Source organism: Paraburkholderia silviterrae (genome assembly GCF_004353915.1).
Taxonomy (GTDB): domain Bacteria; phylum Pseudomonadota; class Gammaproteobacteria; order Burkholderiales; family Burkholderiaceae; genus Paraburkholderia; species Paraburkholderia silviterrae.
The window spans coordinates 279,593-299,152 of the sequence record NZ_SMRP01000001.1 but is presented as its reverse complement, the minus strand read 5'-3'; the positions used below and the strand labels follow the sequence as shown (position 1 = coordinate 299,152).

Here is a 19,560-nt window from a genome sequence, read left to right as displayed (position 1 = left end):
ACTGGAACAATTCTGGATCTGGGCAAACATGTCTACGACTGCAGGCACAGCTGAGCGCGAGGCGCCGAGCGACGCCGTCACGCCTGAAAAATACGGGAAAACGCGCGGTGCGAAGCGCATCGTGCTGGTGGGTCTCGGGCTCGCGGCGCTCGTTGCCGCCGGTGTCTGGGGTGGCCATTGGTGGCTGGTCGGGCGCTTCATCGAGAGCACCGACGACGCCTATTTGCAGGCGGACAGCGTGACGATCGCGCCGAAGGTGAGCGGCTATGTCACCGACGTCTACGTGGCCGACAACCAGGCAGTCAAGGCTGGCGATCCGCTCGTGAAGCTCGACGCGCGCCAGTATCAGGTCGCGCTCGATCAGGCCAGCGCGACCGTCGATGCGCGCAACGCGGACATCCAGCATGCCGAGGCGCAGATCGCACAGCAGCACGCCAACATTGCCCAGGCGCAGGCACAGCAGGAAGTGGCGCGCGTGAGCCTGCGCCACGCGCAGGACGAGGTCGCGCGCTATGCGCCGCTCGCGGCGACGGGCGCGGAAACGGCCGAACGTCTCGCGGAACTCAAGAGCACGCGTGACCAGGCCCAGGCCACGCTGGCCGCGGATTCGGCCGCCGTGGAAGCGGCGCGCTCGCAGATCGCCGCGCTCACCGCGCAGCTCGCACAGGCTCGCGCCCAACTCGAGGCGGCGCGCGCCAATGCGGCACAGTCGCAACTCGACCTGGACAACTCGGTGGTGAAGAGCGCGCTGGCGGGCCGCGTGGGCGACCGCACGGTGCGTGTGGGCCAGTACGTGCAGCCCGGCACGCGCATGCTCACCGTGGTGCCCGTGCAGAAGACCTACCTCACGGCGAATTTCAAGGAAACGCAGATCGGCCGCATGCGCGTGGGCCAACCGGTCGAGATGCATGTCGACGCGCTGCCGGGCCATACGCTGCATGGCGTGGTGGACAGTTTCTCGCCGGGCACGGGCGCGCAATTCGCGCTGCTGCCGCCCGAGAACGCCACCGGCAACTTCACGAAGATCGTGCAGCGCGTGCCGGTGCGCATCCGCCTCGATACCGGTCCCGAAACACGCAGCGTGCTGCTGCCGGGCATGTCGGTGACCGTGGACGTGGACACGCGCTCCGCGCGCGACGACGATCGCCGTATCGACGCCGAGAACCACCGTGGCTGAACACGCCAACGCACAAGCGGGCGGGGCTCCTCCGCACGGCGAGCGCGCGAGCGCAGCCGACTGGGTCGCCGTGGCGGCGGGCGCGCTGGGTGCGCTGATGGCGACGCTCGACATCTCGATCACGAACTCGGCGCTGCCGCAGATTCAAGGCGAGATTGGCGCGACCGGCACCGAGGGCACATGGATCTCCACGGGCTATCTGATGTCCGAGATCGTGATGATCCCGCTTGCGGCGTGGCTCACACGGGTCTTCGGACTGCGAAATTTTCTGCTCGCCAATTCCGCGCTGTTCATCGGCTTTTCGATGATGTGCGGCTGGTCGAACTCGCTTGGCGTGATGATCGCGGGGCGCATCGGCCAGGGCTTCACGGGCGGCGCCATGATTCCCACGGGCCAGACCATCATCCGCACGCGCCTGCCGCTCTCGCAGTTGCCGATCGGCATGACGGTGTTCGGACTCATCGTGCTGCTCGGCCCGCTCCTCGGCCCGGTCGTGGGCGGCTGGCTTGCGGAGAACATCAGTTGGAGCTGGTGCTTCTTCATCAACCTGCCAGTGTGTCTTGCTCTCATCACGCTGCTGCTCGTTGGCCTCAAGCCCGATCGTCCGCATTGGGAGGCCTTTTTCAAGGCCGACTGGCTCGGCATCGTCGGCCTGGCCGTTGGTCTGAGCTCGCTCACCGTGGTGCTCGAAGAGGGGCAGCGCGAGCGCTGGTTCGAGTCGGACATGATCGTCGCGCTCACGTGGGTGACGCTTGCGGGCATGGCGCTCATCGCGCTTTCGCAGTTCACGGCGAAAAAGCCGATCCTGCGCCTCTCGCTCATGCGCAATCCTCGTTATGCAAGTGTGATCATTATCGTGTTCGCGGTGGGGGCAGGGCTCTACGGCATTTCCTATTTGCTGCCGCAGTTCCTGAGCCTGGTGGCGGGCTATAACGCTGAGCAGTCGGGCGCGATCATGCTGCTTTCGGGACTGCCCGCATTCATCATGATGCCGGTGCTGCCGCGCCTGCTCGGCCAGGTGGACTTTCGCGTGTTGGTGGTGAGCGGACTGTTGTTGTTCACATTGAGCTGCATGCTCGACATCTCGCTCACGGCACAGAGCGTGGGCCACGATTTCGTCTGGTCGCAACTCGTGCGCGGCGCGGCGCAGATGCTGGCGATGATGCCGCTCAATCAGGCCTCGATGGCAGCGGTCGCCCGCGAGGATTCCGGCGACGCGGCGGGGCTTTACAACATGGCGCGCAATCTGGGCGGCTCGGTGGGGCTCGCGATCATCGGCACGCTCATCGACCGCCGCGAGACCTTCCACACGGCGGTGCTGCGCGAGTCGCTCAGCGCCAACTCGCTGATCGGGCAGGAGCGCGTAGCTGCGGGCGCGGCGAACTGGTTCGCGCAGACGGGCGACATGGCTTACTCGCAGATGCGCTCGCTTGGCCAGATCGCGGCACAGATCCAGCAGCAATCGATGGTTATCACGTTCTCCGAAACATTCTGGGTGCTCGGCATCGCGCTGGCGGCATGCGTGCCGCTGGCACTCCTGCTCAAGAAACCGCAGCCCGGCGCGCAGACGCCGTCCGCCGGTCACTGACGCTCTCACTCCTGACTCATGACCGCAATTCGCTCTTCCCGAACCGCAATCGCGCCGCTCACCGTGCTGGCTGCCGCCTGTGCGCTCGCGGCCTGCACCGTGGGCCCCGACTATCGCGGCGCACCGGCGGTCGCGCCCGAGGCGGCCAGCGCCGCAACCTTCGTTCGCACGCCGGCGCAAGGCGTGGCGCCCGAGCGTGCGCCCAGCGAATGGTGGCTGGCGTTCGACGACCCGCAGCTGAACGCGCTGGTTGCCGCTGCCTTTGCACACAATCCCGATCTGCGGGCGGCTCAGGCGCGGCTGCGCGAATCGCGCGCGCAATTGCAGCAGCAACAGGCAGCCGAGATGCCCAAGGTCTCGGCCAGCGCCGCCGCGCCGCGCATGCGCGAGCCCAATCTCAGCGCGTTCTCGCAGCAGCCGGCCAGTTCCGGGTCGGGGCGCGGCCCGCTGCAGTTCTACACGGCGGGCTTCGACGCGTCATGGGAGATCGATCTGTTCGGCGGCACGCGTCGAGCGGTCGAGGCGGCGAGCGATGAAGCCGATGCCGTGCAGGCCGATCTCGCCGATGCGCAAGTCTCGCTCGCTGCCGAAGTGGCCCAGGCCTATATCGATCTGCGCGATGAACAGCAGCGCCTCGCGATTGCGCAACGCACGGCCGAATTGCAGCAACAGATGCTGACGCTGACCGAGCAGCGGCGCGCCGGCGGAACGGCGGCAGAGGTGGACGTCGAGCGGCTGACGACACAGGTCGAGACCACGCGCTCGACGCTCGCGCCGCTCGCGGCACAGGTGGAGATGTCGCTCGACCAATTGGCCGTGCTTACCGGCAAGGCGCCCGGCGCGCTCGACGCCGAACTGGCCGCGCCGCGCGCGCTGCCAGCGCTTCCTGCATCGGTGCCGGTGAGCGACCCCGCGACGATGCTCGCGCAGCGGCCCGACATTCGCGCCGCCGAGCGCCGCCTCGCGTCGAGCAATGCGCAGATCGGCGAGCATGTGGCCGACTTTTTGCCCAAGCTCACGCTGTTCGGCGATCTGGGCTTCACGGCGGCAGACCCGGGTCACCTGCTGCGCAAAAATAATTTCAGCTGGGTGGGTGTGCCGTATTTGCAGTGGAACGTCTTCGACTTCGGCCGTACGCTCGGCGCAGTGCATGGCGCCGAGGCGGCGCGCGACGAAGCCGAGGCGCGCTACGAAAAGGCGGTGCTCGCAGCGCTGCAAGACGCGAACGGCGCGCTCTCACGCTATGGCTACCAGCGCGAGCATCTGGTGACGCTGCAAAAGGTGCAGGATTCCGCGCAACGTTCGGCTACGTTGATGCGTCAGCGTTACCGCGCCGGCGCATCGAGCCTCGTCGACCTGCTCGATACGCAGCGCGCCGAATTCCTCGCGCAGCAAGACGTGGTTTCGGGGCAGGCCCAGTTGCTCAAGGACTTTGTTTCGCTTCAGAAAAGCCTGGGGCTCGGCTGGCGCAGCGCCGCGAGTTGAGCGGGGCGGCGCCGGCTCGCCGCTGGCGGAATTTCAGCTGGGCTCGGCGGCGGCAGGCTCGCCCGAGGCACTGAGCGCCGGCTCGCGATAGCCGAGGCGCGCCGAAATCGCCGCGCCCGCGCGTTTGAGCAGTGCCACGTAGTGCGGTTTCGTATCGGCACCGCAGCGCATGGTTGGAAACGAAATCAATAGCCCCGCGGCCACGCGCCCGAAGCGGTCGCGTGCCGTGAGCGTGGCGTCACGAGTTGGCGCGCTATCCGCGCGCCATGCTGGCGAACACGCCGTCGCGGCGAATGAGCGCGTGAAAGAGCGCCGCCGCGAGGTGCAGCAGGATCGCTGCGTACAGCGCCATCGCTAGCCACGTGTGCGCCGCGCGCAGCCAGGCGTACAGCACGACGTTGTGTGGTGCAATGGCCGGCAAGTGCACGCCGCCGGCCAGCACGATGGGGTACCCTCCGGCCGAGAGCATCGACCACCCGATCAACGGCATGGCGAACATGAGCAGATAGAGCGCGAGGTGCGAGCCGTGCGCCGCCATGCGCTGCAAGGCCGGCATATCGGCAGGCAGTTGTGGCGCGCCGGATACAAGGCGTACGCCGAGGCGCACGATAACGAGCGCGAGCAACGCGATGCCAAGCGGGCGATGCAGGGCGAGCAAGGTGTTGTGCAGTCGCGAAACGGTCGAGACCATGCCCACCCCGACGAATAGCATGGTAACGATCAGGACTGCCATGGACCAGTGCAAGAGCCGGGAAAGGACACTGAAATGCGAGCGAGGGGTCTTCATGGTTGCGCGTTTCCCTGTGAGCGTGCGGCTTCTTCATGCGTGCGCCGGTTGAACGAGACCGAATAGGCGGCCGAGCGTGCGGCGAGCAGTGGATCGTCGGAGGGCTTCAGACCGTCGGGCAGGATGGTCGGATCGTAATTGACGTCGCGGCATGCGCCTTCGCGTTGCGGTGTCGCCCGACGCAGCACGAGCGTGCCTGCGTCGATCTGCTCGCGTCCGTCCGGCCATTGCAGCGTGGCATCGTTGGTGGGGTCGCCGGGGGCGGCCACCGTCAGCACGAGGTGCCAGCGCAACGGGCCTTGTGCGAGCCGCGCGTCGAGATCGTCGGCGAGGAAATTCGGATCGGCTTTCTGGGCAGACGTTTCGGGCTCGAACGGCGTTTGCGGCACCACCTGCCAGCGTACGGCGTGCGTGTTGCCGTCCGCATCGGTGGCAATGAACGCATTGATGCCGTAGAAGGCCGTGTTCGCGAAACTGGAAGCTGGCGGGTGCGCCTTGATCCATTGACGGAACGGCAGGGTTTCCGGATTGGCGCGGAAGAACGCGTCGAGCTTCGAGGGGTTCGGCTTGCCCGTCGCGGGGTCGGGTTTCGACGCAACGAGCTGCCGGTAAAACTGATTCGGGGTGCGAACGACGAATACGGGCGTGGAGTTCATGCCGGTGCGCCATTGCTCGCCGTCTTTCAACTGAAACAGCAGCGCCATGCTGCGCACGGGCGTGCTGCCGTCGGGCGCGGACGGATTGCTCCCCGGAATCGCTAAGCGTCCGATAACGGGCGTGTCGCCCGGCGCGAACATGGCGGCATGCGATACGCGCGCGCCATTGCCGTTGCTCTCGAACGTGCCTTCCACGCAAAGCCCCTTGGCATGATTGCGCCGGTAGCCGGGGTGCACGCCATAGTTCGATTCGAAAGTGTTCACGATATGCGGCGCGTTCACGCGCGCCGGCGTAATCCAACCGGCGGTCCACGCAAAGGCGGCGCCTGCGCAGGCTGTCGCCGCCGCAATGGCCGCGAGCCGGCACGGCACGCAGATGGCGGTGCGGGTCATGGCTCGCACCCCAATTGCATTCGTTCGTGCGGAGCGGGAAGCGCAATGGAAAGCGCCACGCGTTCACGCGGGCGCAATGGGCATATCGGTGCGCGATGAGGCATGATCGGTCCTGTAGAAGGGCTTTGAGGCCGTTGTGGATGTCAACAGGACGAGCAGGCGATCTATTCCATTCGAATTTGCGTGCGAAGGATGGAATGGGTGTAAGGCGGTTGCAAGCCGCCGGGAACTGGACGTGGAGAGTGCGATGATGACTGGCGGCTGCTTATGCGGAAAGATCCGCTATGAAATCTCGGGCGAAGCGATTGGCAATACGATGTGCCACTGTGCGGATTGCCGGCGCGCATCGGGGGCGCCACTGGTCGGCTGGTTGAGTGTCGCTCGTGCGGCGTTCAGATTCGTTGCAGGCGCACCGAAGACGTATGCGTCGAGCGCGCACGTGGAGCGCAGTTTTTGCGCCGATTGTGGCACGCCACTCATTTATCGCAATGCGGCGTTCGCGGATGAGGTCGATGTGGCCACCGGCACACTGGATCATCCGAACGAGGCGCCGCCCGAGCATCACACCTGGACGTCGCAGCAGCTCGCGTGGATTCGACTTGCCGATGGGTTGCCGCGATATCCGCGCGGCTATCCGGAGACGTAACGCGTACAACCCACGCGCCGCGCGCGGAAAACCCCACGCGCGGCGCGTTTTCCAATCAACGATGCTCGGTGACGAACTTCGTCACGAGATACGCTTCCATCGCCTCGGTGCCGCCTTCGGAGCCGTAGCCCGAATCCTTCACGCCGCCGAACGGCACTTCGGGCAGGGCGAGGCCGTGGTGGTTGATGGACAGCATGCCCGTTTCGATGTCTTCCGAGAGCGCCGCCGAAGTCGCGCTCGAGCGCGTATAGGCATACGCGGCGAGGCCATAGGGCAGGCGGTTCGCTTCGGCCACCGCGTCTTCATAGCGCGAGAAGCGCGCAACGGGCGCCAGCGGGCCGAACGGCTCTTCGTTCATGATGCGCGCGGAGAGCGGCACGTCGGTCAGCACCGTGGGGGCGAAGAAGTAGCCTTCGCGGCCCACGCGCTCGCCGCCGGTCAAGACCTTCGCGCCGTGCTCACGCGCGTCGGCCACGAGACGCTCCATCGCGGCAAGGCGGCGGTCGTTCGCAAGCGGCCCCATCTGCACGCCTTCAGTGAGACCGTTGCCCACCTTGATCGCCTTGGTGGCCGCCACGAAGTGCTCGAGGAACTCGTCGTAGGCGGCATCTTCGATCATGAAGCGCGTGGGCGAAATGCACACCTGGCCCGCGTTGCGGAACTTGGCGCCTGCGAGCAGCTTCGCGGCACGCGGGATATCGGCATCGGCGAACACGATGGCGGGCGCATGGCCGCCGAGCTCCATCGTCGCGCGCTTCATGTGCTCGCCGGCCTTCGAGGCCAGCAGCTTGCCTACCGGCGTCGATCCCGTGAACGAGATCTTGCGGATGGCCGGATGCGCGATCAGATACGAGGACACTTCCGAGGGCACGCCGAACACGAGATTGAGCGCGCCCTGGGGCAGGCCCGCGTCGACGAACACCTGCACCAGCGCTGCGCAGCTCGCGGGCGTTTCTTCCGGTCCCTTGAGCACGACGGTGCAGCCCGATGCCAGCGCGGCGGATACCTTGCGCACGGCCTGATTGAGCGGGAAGTTCCAGGGCGTGAAGCAGGCGACCGGGCCCACCGGCTCGCGCGTGACGATCTGGCGGACCGCGTCCGTGCGCGAGGGCACCACGCGGCCATAGGTGCGGCGGCCTTCTTCGGCGAACCAGTCGATGACGTCGGCGCCCGCGAGCGTTTCGCCCTTCGCTTCGCCAAGCGGCTTGCCCTGCTCGCGCGTCATGATTGCGGCGATCTCGCCGGCGCGCTCGCGCAGGAGGTCGGCGGCGCGGCGCATCAGCTTGCTGCGCTCGAGCGGCGAGACCTTGCGCCATGCGCTGAAGGCGCGCGCGGCGGCCTCCGCGGCGTCCGAGAGGTCCTGCTCGCTGGCGAGGCTCAGGCGCCCGATCTCGGCCTCCGTGGCGGGGTCGACCACGGCAATCGTCTTCGCGCCGGCGCGCCATGCGCCGTCGACGTAAATCTGGGTATCCGGATAGGGCTTCACGCTGGAACTCATGATGGGACGATCCTCTTCAACGGTGCAACGGTGGGGAAGCGGGCGCCGCGCGCGGCAACGCGTGGGGCGCCGTGGCCGGGAAAATGCCTGAAAGCCGTCTATTCTGCCACCGCTTAGGAGGTTCTGCTGGCGCGCCAAATGAGCAGGGCCCTCGAGGAGATCGAAGGCCCTGGCGGTTAGACCCCTGTATTCAGGGGCGATTCTGGCTTTGCCGCGGCACGTCAGCCCGGTTGCGTGACGGGCGCAATCGCGGCCGGATCGCTGATGCTCGGCTTGCCGTTCTCGACGTGGCCCGCGTAGCGGCGCGCGAAGGTCGTGTCGTCGCGGCTCGTGACCGTGAGGTCGTACCAGTGGTGGCTCGCGGCCAGCACCCAGGGCTCCTCGATGTGCGCGCCGGCCGGCACCACCAGCAGGCGCTCGCGTGCGCCATAGGCGTTGTCCGTCACGGTGAGGCGCGCGATGCCGCCGCCCATGTTCGTGAACTTCAGGAACAGGTTGCCGTTCGCCACGTCGTAGTGCGCAGCGACTTCGGGTTGCGGCGTGCCGCCTTTCCCTCCATGGCCTTGCTGCGCGGCTGCAGCGGTGCCCGCGCTTGTGCCGATGGTGCCCGAGAAGCGGCGCACGAAGCCGTTCGGGCCGTACACCTCGAAGGCATAGACGCCGTTGGTCACGCTCAGGTCCCACGTGTCGTCGAGCGACTTGCCGGCCTCCACGGTATAGCGCCACGGGCCGTCGCTGCGATTCGTGCCGTACACGTAGAAGTGCGCGCCCTGGCGGCCCTTGTTCGCGAACGTGATCGAGAGGGCGTTCTTCGTCGTGTCGACGTGGGCGTTCACATGCAATTCGTACGGCAAGGCACGCGCGTAGCGCACGCCCGGCTCCTGCGGGTCGATCGGGCCCGGCGTGGCCGGCACGGTCGGCGCGGGGTTCGCGGAGCACTGGTTGTTCGCGAGCGTCATGTAGTTGCTCGTGTCCGGCAGCGTCGGCATGGTCGCGTCGGGCGTGCGGAAGTCGAAGGCCGTCATGAGGTCGCCGCACACCGCGCGGCGCCACGGCGTGATATTCGGCTCGTACACGCCGAAGCGCGCCTCGATGAAGCGGATCACCGAGGTGTGGTCGAACACCTGCGAGCATACGAAGCCGCCCTTGCTCCAGGGCGAGACGATCGTCATCGGCACGCGCGGCCCGAGGCCGTAGGGCAGCCCGTCGGCGGTGTACTTGCCGCCGCGCCCCGGATTCACGACGTTGTGGATCTCACCGTCCACGCTCACGGTCGACTTGCCCTGCGCCGGCGTGGTGGCCGGCTGCGGCGGCACGACGTGATCGAAGAAGCCGTCGTTCTCGTCGTACATGATGAAGAGCACGGTCTTGCTCCATACTTCGGGGTTCGAAGTAAGGGCATCGAGAATCTGCGAGGTGTATTCGGCGCCGTACGCAGGCGTGTATTTCGGATGCTCAGAGAATGCCGCCGGCGGCAGCAGCCACGAGACTTGCGGCAGCTTGTTCGCGAGCACGTCGTTCTTGAGGTCGGCGATCGTGCGCACGGTCTGCGCACGTTGATACAGCGCCGAGCCCGGTTGCGCGTTGATGAAGTTGGCGAAGTTCTGCAGGATGTTGGTGCCGTAGTTGCCGTTCATCGGGTCGCTGCCGTTCGTGCCCTGCTGATAGATCTGCCAGGAGATGCCGGCGGCCTGCAGGCGCTCGGGGTAGGTCGTCCACGAGAGCAACTGGTATGTGGGCGGCACGTCGCCGTCCACATAGTCGTTGTTGTCGAGCAGCGGGCCGCCCATCGTGCCGGTCGGATCGACCATGCCTGTCATCAGGTACGAGCGGTTCGGGTGCGTCGGTCCCGGCAGCGAGCAGAAGTAGTTGTCGCAGACGGTGAACGCATCGGCCAGCGCGTAGTGGAACGGAATGTCCGCGCGCAGGTAATAACCCATCGTCATGTCGGTCTTGTACTGCGGCCACTGGTTGTATGCGCCGTTGTTGATCGCGTAGTGGGTGGCGTACCACGAGTGATCGAGGTCGCCCACGCATTGCGCGCTCGTGGTTTGCGTGTCGAGGTGAAACGGCAGCACGGGCTTCGTCACGTCCTCCTTCGACGGCTGATACCAGACCGGCTGGCCGCCGGGCAACGGAATCGGCAGGCGGTCGTTATAGCCGCGCACGCCGCGCAGGTGGCCGAAGTAGTGGTCGAAGGAGCGGTTCTCCTGCATGAACACCACGATGTGCTCGACATCGCGGATCGAGCCGGTGCGCGAGAACGCCGGAATCGCAAGCGCGTTGCGGATCGATTCGGGCAATACGGTCATCGCCGCGGCGGCGGCGCCCGAGGAGGCAACGGTCTGCAGGAAACGGCGACGGCTGGATGACGTCATTGTGGTTCACCTTTCTGCTTGTCGATAGGGTGAGCGTGCATACGCACTGGCATATGCACACTGAGGGCGGATTACTGACTCGTCGTTGCGGTGCTGCTGGAATCGCTGCCGGTGTGCGTTGGCGGCGAGCCTTCGCCGGGCGCGTAGCTCATGATGGGCGCGACTTGCTGGCTATCGGCGGCGAGACTTGCCTGCACGCTCTCTACCGCGTTGCTGGCGAAACGGGTGGCGTCCGCGGCGCTGGCGGCGTTTTGGGCCGATGTGCCGATGCCGTTGGCCACGTTGTCCGTAGAGGCCGAAGCTTGCGGCAGTGAGGCGCGCGGCAGTAGCGCAGAGGAATCCGGCGCTTGTGCTGCATCATCGGAACGTGCTTGCGCGTTCGCGGCGGCAGCTTGCGACGACGCGCTGTCGCCCGGGCCACATGCCGCAAGCATGATGGTTGCCAGCACAACGGATATCGTGCTCACCAATGACTGCGCGAAAGGGCGTCTTTGCATGTGCGCTTCCGGTCTCGTGAAATGAGCGAGAGAATGGGTCGGCGCACAGTTTCGCCAGTCTCGAAGAAAGAATTGTGAAAGCGGCGGAAACGTTTGCGCGCGATGAAAATTCCTTTGCAAACGTCTTTGCTGTGAATGTGATCGGCTGCAGGAATCCTGGGCAGCAATGAGTGCTAGTGTTTCGGAGCTATCACCCAAAATCTTTCGAATTGCTTTCGATATCACATAAAAATCGGGCGCGCCTGGCGCGTGCATCGAGCTGGTCAGCAGCGCGTGGTTGCCTGGCGGATGGTTGACGGCTCGATCGTGGTGCGGCCACGTGTGGACAAAGAAGGAGACAAGTTTGAGCAAGAGCGCTTTGGCGGCCACGCAAACCTGGCACATGGACGACGCCACAGCCGGCGTGTGGATTCGTGCGGCTCATCTCGGCCGGAAGATCAAGGTCGAGAAGGGCGCCACGATATACCGCCAGGGCGAGCTCGGCTTCACGTTCTACTTCCTGCTGGCAGGCCGCATCCAGGTTTCGATCTTCCAGAGCGACGGCGCCGAGTTCATGCTCGAGATGATGGGGCCGTGGGCGATGTTTGGCGAGTCTCCGGCCATGGATGGCTTGCCTCGCATCGCGACCGCTATCGCGGCCGAGCGTTCAGAGCTCATCGAGTTCGATATCAGGGTGATTACTGGAGCCATCCCGTCCTGCCCTGAGCTTGCTATCTCCCTCATGCGCATCGTTGCAATCAAGCAGCGGATTCTCGCGTCCCGCATTCAGTACCTCGCGCTTCCGAAACCAGAAATGAGAATTGGGGAGTTGCTGGGCCGGCTGGCAGAGTTGTACGGGGAGAAGCGCGAGGGCGGAACGCTCATAGCCATTCCCCTGACTCACGAGCAAATCGCCGCGATGACAGGCGCGACCCGTGTCACCGTTACGCGCGCCTTGAAGCGGCTGACGACACTCGGCGCGATTGAATTGCGTCAGCGGCGTATCTGGGTGCTGGACACTTCCAAACTTCTTGGCTGATTTGGTAACTCGCTATACAGACGGCAGTCTGGCCGGTCACGTAGAGTGGGGCACGCTGTATTCACATTCCCCGTACTGTTGATTGAAGGACTGCCATGAGCCAAATCGAGCGCCTGCGCCTCCCCGAGGACGACGCCACTTTCGGAAGCAACCGCATTTTCGACCTGTTCCAGTACTCGACCGCCGTGACGGCCAACGGGCTGGTCTTCATCGCCGGTCAAATCGGCCTGCGTGCCGACGGGACGATTCCGCAAGACCCGCAGGAGCAAATCGACGTCGCGTTCAAGCGCATCGAGGCTGTGCTCGAGCATTTGGGTCTCGACTTCACGGATGTGGTCGAACTGGTCTCGTACCACGTCGATGTCGGTTCGCAACTCGCTGCGTTTCGCGAAGTGAAGGAGCGCTATATCCGTTCGGATTTTCCGGCATGGACCATCCTCGGCGTCGCTGCGCTTGCGCGTCCAGAGCTCATCGTCGAAATCAAGGTCGTTGCTGCGACTCGCAGCTGAGAGAGGACGCGCCACGTGGCCTATTTTCTATAATATGATAAGGAATACTATTAAATATCATGAGCGCGCACGTTAAAATAGACGGATTCGCATTTGTCGAATTCGTTTCATCTCGCCCGATGGAGCTCGTCGAGTGCTTCGAACACCTCGGGTTCCGTCTCCGTGGCAAGTCCGCGAGCGGCGTGTGGCTGATGACGCAAGGCGCAGCCGCGTTCCTCGTCAACGGGAACCCGAACGCGTTCGAGCAAAAGCATGGTCCGTCGGTACGGGCAATCGGCATTCGCGTCGACAACGCGAAGCTTGCCCATGCGCAAGCGCTGGCTGGCGGTGCGCTTTCGGCCTCGGCTGATATTGAAGGCGAGTTCGTCGTCGACACGCCGGCGATTCTGGGCATTGGCGCGAGTCTCGTGTACTTCGTCGACACCGATTTCCGGAAGGGCTTCTCACTGCCCGTCGAAGCACGCAATACGCGGGCGGGCGACGCCAGTATTCTGGCGGTCGACCACACGTCGAATATTGTTCATCTCGAGAACCTGGACAAGTGGGCGAACTTCTATCGCGACACTTTTGGCTTCGCGGAGAAGCAGTATCTCGAGGTCAAGGGGCACATGTCCGGAATGCGGGCCCGCTCGATGGTGAGCCCCTGTGGCCGCGTGTCGATTCCAGTCGCGGCTGCCGCGCACGATCAACCCGGCGTTCTCAACCAGAACGACGAGTTTATCCGCGACTACGGAGGCGAGGGGATCCAGCACATCGCGCTGCTGACGTCCGACATTGAGGACACGATTCGAAAACTCAGCGCCGCAGGCATTGAATTCATGGCCGCTCCTTCACGGCACTACTACGATGGAATTGACGAGCGTCTTCCCGGGCACGGCCTTGACCTCAAGCGTCTCGCGCAATGCGGTCTGCTTGTCGACGGCAAGGGGCCGCGGAAGACTCTGCTGCAGCGCTTTACGAAGCGCCAGATTGGCCCGGTGTTCTTCGAAATCATCGAACGTCGCGGCGAAGACGGCTTCGGAGAGGGCAATTTCAAAACCCTGTTCGAGTCGCAGGAGAAGGACCAGCAACAACGCGGCACGCTTGGCTGAGCGTGACGCGGGCGCCTTATTCGGCGGGCGCGTGACGGTGGCAGACTGCCCGGCCGTGGTTCGCTCCGCGGCTCGCCGAAGCGCGCCGGCTCATACCGTTCTGGCCGCAGGTGTGAGAACGCCTTCGAGTACGTCGATGGCGCGATGCGGCTGCGCGACTTTGTCGATGAAGAACACTTCGCCGCTTGCGTGCCGCGTGCGCAGCGGCAGGATGGCCTGATAGGCCGGCGAGCGATACCACGCGCGTGCGCGCTCGCGGTCGTCGAACTCGATGACAATCAGGTTGCCCCTGAACTTCCCTTCGAGCCGTTCGACGGGTCCGCCGTGGATGATGAAGCGGCCGCCGAACGGCGCAAGCGTGCCGTCGATCTTTTCCAGGTACTCGACGATATCGGCGCAAAGTTCGGTTTGGTGCAAATGGGCGATGGCGTAGGTCGTCATGGCTATCCTCGCAGGCGCATGGAAATGGGCGTGAATTGCTTACGAGAATAGGGCGGGGCAGGAGACGAATCGATTACCCGCCAGGTAAAGTGATCGCCTCCAAACCCGCGCCAGCGCTGGGCTGTCGACAATTCGTCCAGAATTCGCCTGAAATTTGGACGCCACCTTGATTTCGGCCCATTCGGCTGCGCGGGTGTCGCGATACATCGAAGTCATGCATCGCGCTGATATATAAGCCTTGTGAACGTGCAGCATTAGGCGCACCATGGGCTTGGGAATCGTACTTTCGATCTCGCGATGGTCTTCCCAGCTCTCGATGGGAGGATCTATGGAAACGCGCCTCGACACATACAATGGTTGGCAAATGAGGGCAACGGTTGAAAGCAGGCTCACCTCGAAGGGCGAGGCAAAGTACTACATCGTGGAGCCCATCACATACAGGGAATCTTCGGTAAGCGCAGCGCGCAATCCGGGAGCGGTGGGCGACGACTATGGTCCGTTTGATAGCCCTGATGATGCCTTCCGCACTGCCTTCAAAGGCTGCAGGCATGCCATCGAGCATGTAATCAGGTTGCGCAATCGGCGAAGTTTCAGCTAGCGCGAGACCGAAAGGCAAATCGATCAGGAATGCGATGCAAAGTGCTTGGAGCAGGTTCATTGGCGAGCACTTGCGCGATCAGGTGCGGTGATAGCGGTTTTCTTGTTTGCATCGGCGCCCCTCTTCGAGTACAATTGCGGTCGCGGGGTGGAGCAGTCTGGCAGCTCGTCGGGCTCATAACCCGAAGGTCGTAGGTTCAAATCCTACCCCCGCAACCAACATCGAAGCCCGCTATGCGAACGCAAGCGGGCTTTTTGCTTACAGCGACTTCAGCTTGTCGCGCAAGGCTCCAATTGCGCTTCCGAGGAACTCGCCGACTTTCTGGCCGTTTGCATCGGCTGAGCTCATGTTGGCTGGACTGCTGGTCCCAATGGCGCCTGCGGCTACTGCGGCCTTGATGATCTCGACGGCGCGATCAAGCGCTTGTTGGTCTGTATAGGTCGTCATTGTGCTCACTCTCCAGTGTTTGATCCGCCGGCCGTCCCGGCCTGTTGATTCTACGCGGGTCGATTGTTCCATCCGATGTAACCACCGGCCATCATCGTGGAGTCGATCCTGTTAATTCGGGTGTCCGTTCTCGCAGCGCTCACCTGATTGAAGGCGACGCAATACCCGCGCTTGCCGGTAAAGCCAAAGCGGCGCGCCCTGTTTGCGGCCGCATTCACGTTCAAAGCGGCAGCGCCGCGGCCAATGAAAAGTTAGTGAACGTCTGGTGAAAAAGCGTAATGCAACGGTAAGAAAATACCGGGAAAGACCCGATTTCCAACGAATGAGCATGGCCCCACAAAAAACGCTTGCAAATGCCTAGGGAAAACCCTAGAATCAACTCGTCTCCTCCATGTCTCCTCCTGATATGGATTCAGCCCGCCCAATCAGGCGGGCTTTTTCTTTTCTGGCGCCACAAAAAAGCGTATTGCGCGTGGCCGATCAGAACCTGTCCCCATCTGCTGGCGGTCGGGCATCGAGAGTAAAATTGTTTGATTGGCGTCCCGGTCGGGATGCTCAATCGCTCAACGCGACTCTCACCACCCCAATGAAACCGTCTCCCACGGAAGACAAGAAAAAGCGCAAGCCGCCGCCCACCTGGCTGCTCAACACCCTGACTGCGCTCGTGGGTATTCTCACGCTCGCGCTCGGCGTGGGCTGGCTGATCCGCAGCTGGGTTGTCGATCGCGAGATGCCTTACTTTGCGATTCCGCTCGTGCTTTGCGTGCCGGTGATCGCCGCCGTGGCGTTCCGCAATATGTGGGACTGAATCCGGGCCTGGCACGCCCACGCCTTTCGCGCGCGCCAGGCCTCACCGGCTGAACCGCTGCAAGCACGCCTGCCGTACGCGTTCGATTGGCGCGCGCCATGTTTCGTCGACCGCTTGTCGAAACAGCCGCACCGTTTGCGGATACCACGGCGAATCCTCGCGCGCATGGAGCCAGCGCCAGTCCACATCGCGGCTCGGCAGCATCACCCAGCAGGGCGTGCCCAGCGAGGCGGCCAGATGGGCCGTCGAGGTGTCCACGCAGATCAGCAGATCGAGCTGCGAGACGATGGCCGCCGTGTCCACGAAATCGGCAATCTCGGCGCCCAGGTGCAGGATGGGTTGCGGCGCGTCGGCGCCCGCGCGCTGCGCCTCAGCCGCTTCGTCCTCTCCCGCGCCTTTTTGCAGGCTCACGAACTTCAGCCCCGGCACGCTCCAGAGCGGCGCAAGCGCCGCGAGCGAGGGAACCGAGCGATGGTGGTCGTTGTGGTGCTTCGGATTGCCTTTCCACACGAGCCCGATGCGCGGGCCGTCGCCAAGCGTTTCGAGTCGCGCGGCCCACTTGCGTGCGAGCGTAGGGTCGAGGGCGAAGCGGGTTGGCGGCGGCGTCGTGTCGACGCTCGTGGCCAGACGCAGCGGCATGCTCAGCGGGCTCGCCCAGTAGTCGAACTGAGCGGCGCGCGTGGTGGCTTCGGCGTGGGTGTGCACGGCGTCGATGCCTTCGACGCCTGCGAGCACGCGGTGCAGGGCGTCGACGCAGCCGAACGCAACATGCGCCGCGCCTTGCGCTTTGATGAGGCGCGCGTAGCGGGCGAACTGCAGCATGTCGCCAAGGCCGTCTTCCTGCCAGAGCAGCAGCGACTTCCCGGCGAGCGGCTCGCCTTGCCAATGCGCGCAGCTCAGCATCTCGCGCGAAGCGAAATGCACGAAGCCCGTGTTTTCGTAGCGCCGTTCATAGAGTCGCCAGCCTTCCTCATAGCGGCCCACGGTGATGAGCAGCGTGGCGAGGCGGAACACGGCGTCGCCGTAATCGGGCGCCAGCGCGATCGCGCGGCGGTATGCGGCCTCGGCTTCGTCGAGCGCGCCTAGCTCTTTCAATACGCCGCCCAGGTTGAAATGGGCCTGCGCGATATCGGCATTGCAGGCGAGCGCCGCGCGAAGCGTCTCGAGCGCTTCGGGCAGGCGGCCTAGCATGCTCAGCATGCAGCCGAGATTGTTGAGCGTTTCCGCGCGCGCCGGCGCGAGCCGCAGGGCCGTGCGGTAGGCCGCTTCGGCTTCGGGGTAGCGTTCGAGCTGCTGCAGCGTGACGCCCAGGTTGTAGTGCGCGTCGACGTGGTCGGGGCGCAGCGCGAGCGCTTGCCGGTAGAACAGCTCGGCTTCGGGCTGGCGCTTGAGCTCTGTGAGCACGCAGCCCAGGTTGTTGAGCGCTTCGACATAGTCCGGCCGGATTTTGATCGCGAGACGGCACGCCAGCTCCGCCTCCATCAGCCTGCCGAGCGACTTGAGCAGCGCGCCGTAATTGTTGAGCGCCTCGGGATATTGCGGCTCGGCGAGCAGCGCCTGGCGCCAGGCCTCCTCGGCCTCTTCGATGCGTCCGCGCTCGCGCAGCAGCGTGCCGAGATTGTTGTGCGCGCGCGCATAGCGCGGGTTGGCCGCGAGCGCCGCGCGGTAGGCCGCTTCGGCTTCGTCGCGGCGGCCCGCCTCGTGCAGGACGATGCCGAGGTTGTAATGGGCGTCCACGTGCCCGGGCTGGCGCGCGAGCGCCATGCGATACGCGAGTTCCGCTTCCTGCGCGCGCCCGAGGCGATGCAGCACGATGCCGAGATTGCTGTGCGCGTCCGCATGCGCCGGGTCCATGGCGAGCAGGCGCCGCCAGAGCGTCTCCGCGGCGGCCCACTGGCCGAGCGCCGTGAGCATCGCGGCGAGGCCGTGCCAGGCGTCCACGAACGCGGGCCGAGCGTCGATGCAACGCTGCCAGAGTGCATGCGCCATGTCGGTCTTGCCAGTGCCTAGGGCGCAGAGCGCGGCCAGATGGAGCGTTTCGGCGAGGGCCGCGTCGTCCGCGCGCGCATGCGTGCCGACGAGCGGCGCGAGCACAGCGAGTGCCTCGGCGAAGCGGCCTTGCGCGCTGAGCGCGCTCGCCTCCTGCTGGCGATCGGGCTGGATGGGCGCGTCGGTGGTCGTCGAGGTCACGGTGGGGCGGGCGAAATGAAGGACGCTACGAGCTTACGACAGGGCGCACGCGGGCAACGGCGCGATTAGAGCGTGCCGGACCCGCTTATTCAATCAATCGCGCCCGATCGCGTTGATTGGCCCTTCAGCAACATTACCGCGCGGTGGCGGGCGCGCCACGCCTTGCCCGATCCATATCGAATGCCCGTATTTCACTATCGTAAGGGGCCGCTGCCGCGCCCGGCAGGTTCGGCGCGAGCGCGCTATGCTTCGCAACATTGCGCGAGCGTCGTGCGCGCTGAACGCAACGCAATGTAACGCACCGCCAGAAAGAGGAGCATTCGATGCAATACCGCCGTTTTGGCCATACTGGCCTGACTGTTTCGCGTCTGTGTCTCGGTACGATGACCTTCGGCTTGCAGACCGAAGAGGACGTGTCCCGTCTCATTCTCGACAAGGCCGCCGACGCCGGCATCAACTTCATCGACACCGCCGACGTTTATCCGCTCGGCGGCGGCGAAACGCACGCCGGGCGCACCGAGGAGATCGTCGGGCGCTGGCTCAAGGGGCGGCGCGAGCGCTTCATCGTGGCGACCAAGGCGGTGGGCAAGGTGGGGCCGTCGCCGTGGGATCAGGGTGCGTCGCGCAAGCATCTGCTCGATGCCATCGACGCCTCGCTGCGGCGCCTTGGCACCGACTACGTCGATCTCTACCAGTTGCACTCCGACGACCCGAACACGCCGCTCGACGAAACGCTCGAAGCGCTCGACACGATCGTGCGCGCGGGCAAGGCGCGCTATATCGGCGTATCGAACTTCCTCGCTTACCGGCTTGCACGCGCGCTCGGCCGTGCGGATGTCCTGCGCCTGGCGCGCTTCGTTTCGGTGCAGCCGCGCTACAACCTGCTGTTTCGCCAGATCGAGCGCGAGCTGCTGCCGCTCGCGGGCGAAGAGGGGCTTGCGGTGATTCCGTACAACCCGCTCGCGGGTGGCCTCCTGACCGGCAAGTATCGTGCGGACAGCGCGCCCGCTGAAGGGCGCTTCACGCAAAGCGTGGGCGTGGCCGGGAAGATGTACCACGACCGCTACTGGCACGCGCGCGAGTTCGAGACCATCGAGACGCTGCGCGGCATCGTCGGGCAGGCCGGCCAGTCGCTCACGACCGCGTCGATCGCCTGGGTGCTGGCTAATCCGTTCGTGACTTCCGCGCTCGTTGGCGCGAGCAAGCCGGAGCAACTCGATGCGTCGATCGCTGCCGCCGATCTCGAGCTCGATTCCGCGTTGAAGGCGCAGCTGGATGAGGCGAGCGCAGCGTATCGTCTCGGCGATGCCGCGCGGTGAGCTGAGATTTGCGTGCGTTGTTGTGGTTTTGGCC

The 19,560-nt window shown here is 64.9% G+C and carries 17 protein-coding genes, 1 tRNA gene and 1 pseudogene; 10 read left to right on the top strand and 9 right to left on the bottom strand.

The window, feature by feature from the left end; genetic code table 11:
* Positions 1 to 28: 28 nt before the first annotated feature.
* Genes EYW47_RS01460 through EYW47_RS01450 form a run of 3 tightly spaced genes read left to right on the top strand, consistent with a single transcriptional unit; the run spans position 29 to position 4,250 of the window.
* On the top strand, positions 29 to 1,177 hold the full coding sequence (locus tag EYW47_RS01460; RefSeq protein ID WP_133193109.1) for an HlyD family secretion protein: 1,149 nt from the start codon (positions 29 to 31) through the stop codon (positions 1,175 to 1,177).
* Positions 1,170 to 2,765, top strand: a complete 1,596-nt coding sequence (locus EYW47_RS01455; protein WP_133193108.1) for an MDR family MFS transporter — start codon at positions 1,170 to 1,172, stop codon at positions 2,763 to 2,765. Before EYW47_RS01460 ends, EYW47_RS01455 begins: the two co-directional genes overlap by 8 nt.
* Before the next feature lie 18 nt (positions 2,766 to 2,783).
* Positions 2,784 to 4,250 carry an efflux transporter outer membrane subunit gene (locus EYW47_RS01450; protein ID WP_133193107.1) on the top strand — a complete coding sequence of 489 codons (1,467 nt, stop codon included), beginning with the start codon at positions 2,784 to 2,786 and terminating at the stop codon, positions 4,248 to 4,250.
* 33 nt (positions 4,251 to 4,283) lie between these two features.
* Here the strand turns inward: EYW47_RS01450 and EYW47_RS01445 are convergent.
* From EYW47_RS01445 to EYW47_RS01435, 3 genes and pseudogenes are all read right to left on the bottom strand, one after another.
* A pseudogene (locus EYW47_RS01445) lies at positions 4,284 to 4,469 on the bottom strand (DNA-binding transcriptional regulator KdgR); the annotation flags it as partial.
* Positions 4,470 to 4,503: 34 nt separating this feature from the next.
* Positions 4,504 to 5,037, bottom strand: coding sequence for a cytochrome b (locus EYW47_RS01440; protein WP_133193106.1), 534 nt, complete (start codon positions 5,035 to 5,037; stop codon positions 4,504 to 4,506).
* Entirely contained in the window at positions 5,034 to 6,086 is a 1,053-nt protein-coding gene (locus tag EYW47_RS01435) for a catalase family peroxidase (protein ID WP_133193105.1), read from the bottom strand. The genes EYW47_RS01440 and EYW47_RS01435 overlap by 4 nt, the downstream gene beginning before the upstream one ends.
* 247 nt (positions 6,087 to 6,333) lie before the next feature.
* On the opposite strand from EYW47_RS01435, the gene EYW47_RS01430 reads away from it, so the two are divergent.
* Positions 6,334 to 6,732 carry a GFA family protein gene (locus EYW47_RS01430; RefSeq protein WP_133193104.1) on the top strand — a complete coding sequence of 133 codons (399 nt, stop codon included), beginning with the start codon at positions 6,334 to 6,336 and terminating at the stop codon, positions 6,730 to 6,732.
* Positions 6,733 to 6,787: 55 nt separating this feature from the next.
* Here the strand turns inward: EYW47_RS01430 and EYW47_RS01425 are convergent, their stop codons facing one another.
* The 3 genes from EYW47_RS01425 to EYW47_RS01415 all read right to left on the bottom strand — a co-directional run bounded on the left by EYW47_RS01425 (position 6,788) and on the right by EYW47_RS01415 (position 11,456).
* Positions 6,788 to 8,230 carry an NAD-dependent succinate-semialdehyde dehydrogenase gene (locus EYW47_RS01425; RefSeq protein WP_133193103.1) on the bottom strand — a complete coding sequence of 481 codons (1,443 nt, stop codon included), beginning with the start codon at positions 8,228 to 8,230 and terminating at the stop codon, positions 6,788 to 6,790.
* Positions 8,231 to 8,451: 221 nt separating this feature from the next.
* Positions 8,452 to 10,608 (bottom strand): phosphocholine-specific phospholipase C, encoded by a 2,157-nt coding sequence (locus EYW47_RS01420; RefSeq protein ID WP_133193102.1) that lies wholly within the window; start codon positions 10,606 to 10,608, stop codon positions 8,452 to 8,454.
* A gap of 71 nt (positions 10,609 to 10,679) precedes the next feature.
* Complete coding sequence (locus EYW47_RS01415; protein WP_133193101.1) at positions 10,680 to 11,456, bottom strand: hypothetical protein; 777 nt, start codon at positions 11,454 to 11,456, stop codon at positions 10,680 to 10,682.
* Here EYW47_RS01415 and EYW47_RS01410 point away from each other — a divergent pair.
* The 3 genes from EYW47_RS01410 to EYW47_RS01400 all read left to right on the top strand — a co-directional run bounded on the left by EYW47_RS01410 (position 11,449) and on the right by EYW47_RS01400 (position 13,723).
* Entirely contained in the window at positions 11,449 to 12,123 is a 675-nt protein-coding gene (locus EYW47_RS01410; protein WP_133193100.1) for a Crp/Fnr family transcriptional regulator, read from the top strand. The genes EYW47_RS01415 and EYW47_RS01410 overlap by 8 nt on opposite strands.
* Positions 12,124 to 12,218: 95 nt before the next feature.
* Positions 12,219 to 12,632, top strand: a complete 414-nt coding sequence (locus tag EYW47_RS01405) for a RidA family protein (RefSeq protein WP_133193099.1) — start codon at positions 12,219 to 12,221, stop codon at positions 12,630 to 12,632.
* A gap of 59 nt (positions 12,633 to 12,691) precedes the next feature.
* A complete protein-coding gene (locus tag EYW47_RS01400; RefSeq protein WP_133193098.1) occupies positions 12,692 to 13,723 on the top strand; it encodes a 4-hydroxyphenylpyruvate dioxygenase family protein in 1,032 nt (343 codons plus the stop codon).
* 90 nt (positions 13,724 to 13,813) lie between these two features.
* Here EYW47_RS01400 and EYW47_RS01395 read toward each other — a convergent pair whose 3' ends face one another.
* A complete protein-coding gene (locus EYW47_RS01395; RefSeq protein WP_133193097.1) occupies positions 13,814 to 14,164 on the bottom strand; it encodes a DUF1330 domain-containing protein in 351 nt (116 codons plus the stop codon).
* 739 nt (positions 14,165 to 14,903) lie between these two features.
* Here EYW47_RS01395 and EYW47_RS01390 point away from each other — a divergent pair.
* Positions 14,904 to 14,980 (top strand) — tRNA-Met (locus tag EYW47_RS01390).
* 40 nt (positions 14,981 to 15,020) lie between these two features.
* Here the strand turns inward: EYW47_RS01390 and EYW47_RS01385 are convergent.
* Positions 15,021 to 15,209, bottom strand: coding sequence for a hypothetical protein (locus EYW47_RS01385; RefSeq protein WP_133193096.1), 189 nt, complete (start codon positions 15,207 to 15,209; stop codon positions 15,021 to 15,023).
* Between the two features lie 586 nt (positions 15,210 to 15,795).
* Here EYW47_RS01385 and EYW47_RS01380 point away from each other — a divergent pair.
* Complete coding sequence (locus tag EYW47_RS01380) at positions 15,796 to 16,017, top strand: hypothetical protein (protein WP_133193095.1); 222 nt, start codon at positions 15,796 to 15,798, stop codon at positions 16,015 to 16,017.
* A gap of 42 nt (positions 16,018 to 16,059) precedes the next feature.
* Here EYW47_RS01380 and EYW47_RS01375 read toward each other — a convergent pair whose 3' ends face one another.
* Positions 16,060 to 18,207, bottom strand: coding sequence for a tetratricopeptide repeat protein (locus tag EYW47_RS01375; RefSeq protein WP_133193094.1), 2,148 nt, complete (start codon positions 18,205 to 18,207; stop codon positions 16,060 to 16,062).
* Positions 18,208 to 18,530: 323 nt separating this feature from the next.
* On the opposite strand from EYW47_RS01375, the gene EYW47_RS01370 reads away from it, so the two are divergent.
* Positions 18,531 to 19,526 (top strand): aldo/keto reductase, encoded by a 996-nt coding sequence (locus EYW47_RS01370; RefSeq protein WP_133193093.1) that lies wholly within the window; start codon positions 18,531 to 18,533, stop codon positions 19,524 to 19,526.
* Positions 19,527 to 19,560: the final 34 nt, after the last annotated feature.

Coding starts and splice junctions, on each gene's coding strand:
- EYW47_RS01435 (WP_133193105.1), bottom strand. CDS start 6,086: ATGACCCGCACCGCCATCTGCGTGCCGTGCCGGCTCGCGGCCATTGCG.
- EYW47_RS01430 (WP_133193104.1), top strand. CDS start 6,334: ATGATGACTGGCGGCTGCTTATGCGGAAAGATCCGCTATGAAATCTCG.
- EYW47_RS01385 (WP_133193096.1), bottom strand. CDS start 15,209: ATGACGACCTATACAGACCAACAAGCGCTTGATCGCGCCGTCGAGATC.
- EYW47_RS01420 (WP_133193102.1), bottom strand. CDS start 10,608: ATGACGTCATCCAGCCGTCGCCGTTTCCTGCAGACCGTTGCCTCCTCG.
- EYW47_RS01380 (WP_133193095.1), top strand. CDS start 15,796: ATGAAACCGTCTCCCACGGAAGACAAGAAAAAGCGCAAGCCGCCGCCC.
- EYW47_RS01400 (WP_133193098.1), top strand. CDS start 12,692: ATGAGCGCGCACGTTAAAATAGACGGATTCGCATTTGTCGAATTCGTT.
- EYW47_RS01370 (WP_133193093.1), top strand. CDS start 18,531: ATGCAATACCGCCGTTTTGGCCATACTGGCCTGACTGTTTCGCGTCTG.
- EYW47_RS01450 (WP_133193107.1), top strand. CDS start 2,784: ATGACCGCAATTCGCTCTTCCCGAACCGCAATCGCGCCGCTCACCGTG.
- EYW47_RS01405 (WP_133193099.1), top strand. CDS start 12,219: ATGAGCCAAATCGAGCGCCTGCGCCTCCCCGAGGACGACGCCACTTTC.
- EYW47_RS01395 (WP_133193097.1), bottom strand. CDS start 14,164: ATGACGACCTACGCCATCGCCCATTTGCACCAAACCGAACTTTGCGCC.
- EYW47_RS01460 (WP_133193109.1), top strand. CDS start 29: ATGTCTACGACTGCAGGCACAGCTGAGCGCGAGGCGCCGAGCGACGCC.
- EYW47_RS01425 (WP_133193103.1), bottom strand. CDS start 8,230: ATGAGTTCCAGCGTGAAGCCCTATCCGGATACCCAGATTTACGTCGAC.
- EYW47_RS01440 (WP_133193106.1), bottom strand. CDS start 5,037: ATGAAGACCCCTCGCTCGCATTTCAGTGTCCTTTCCCGGCTCTTGCAC.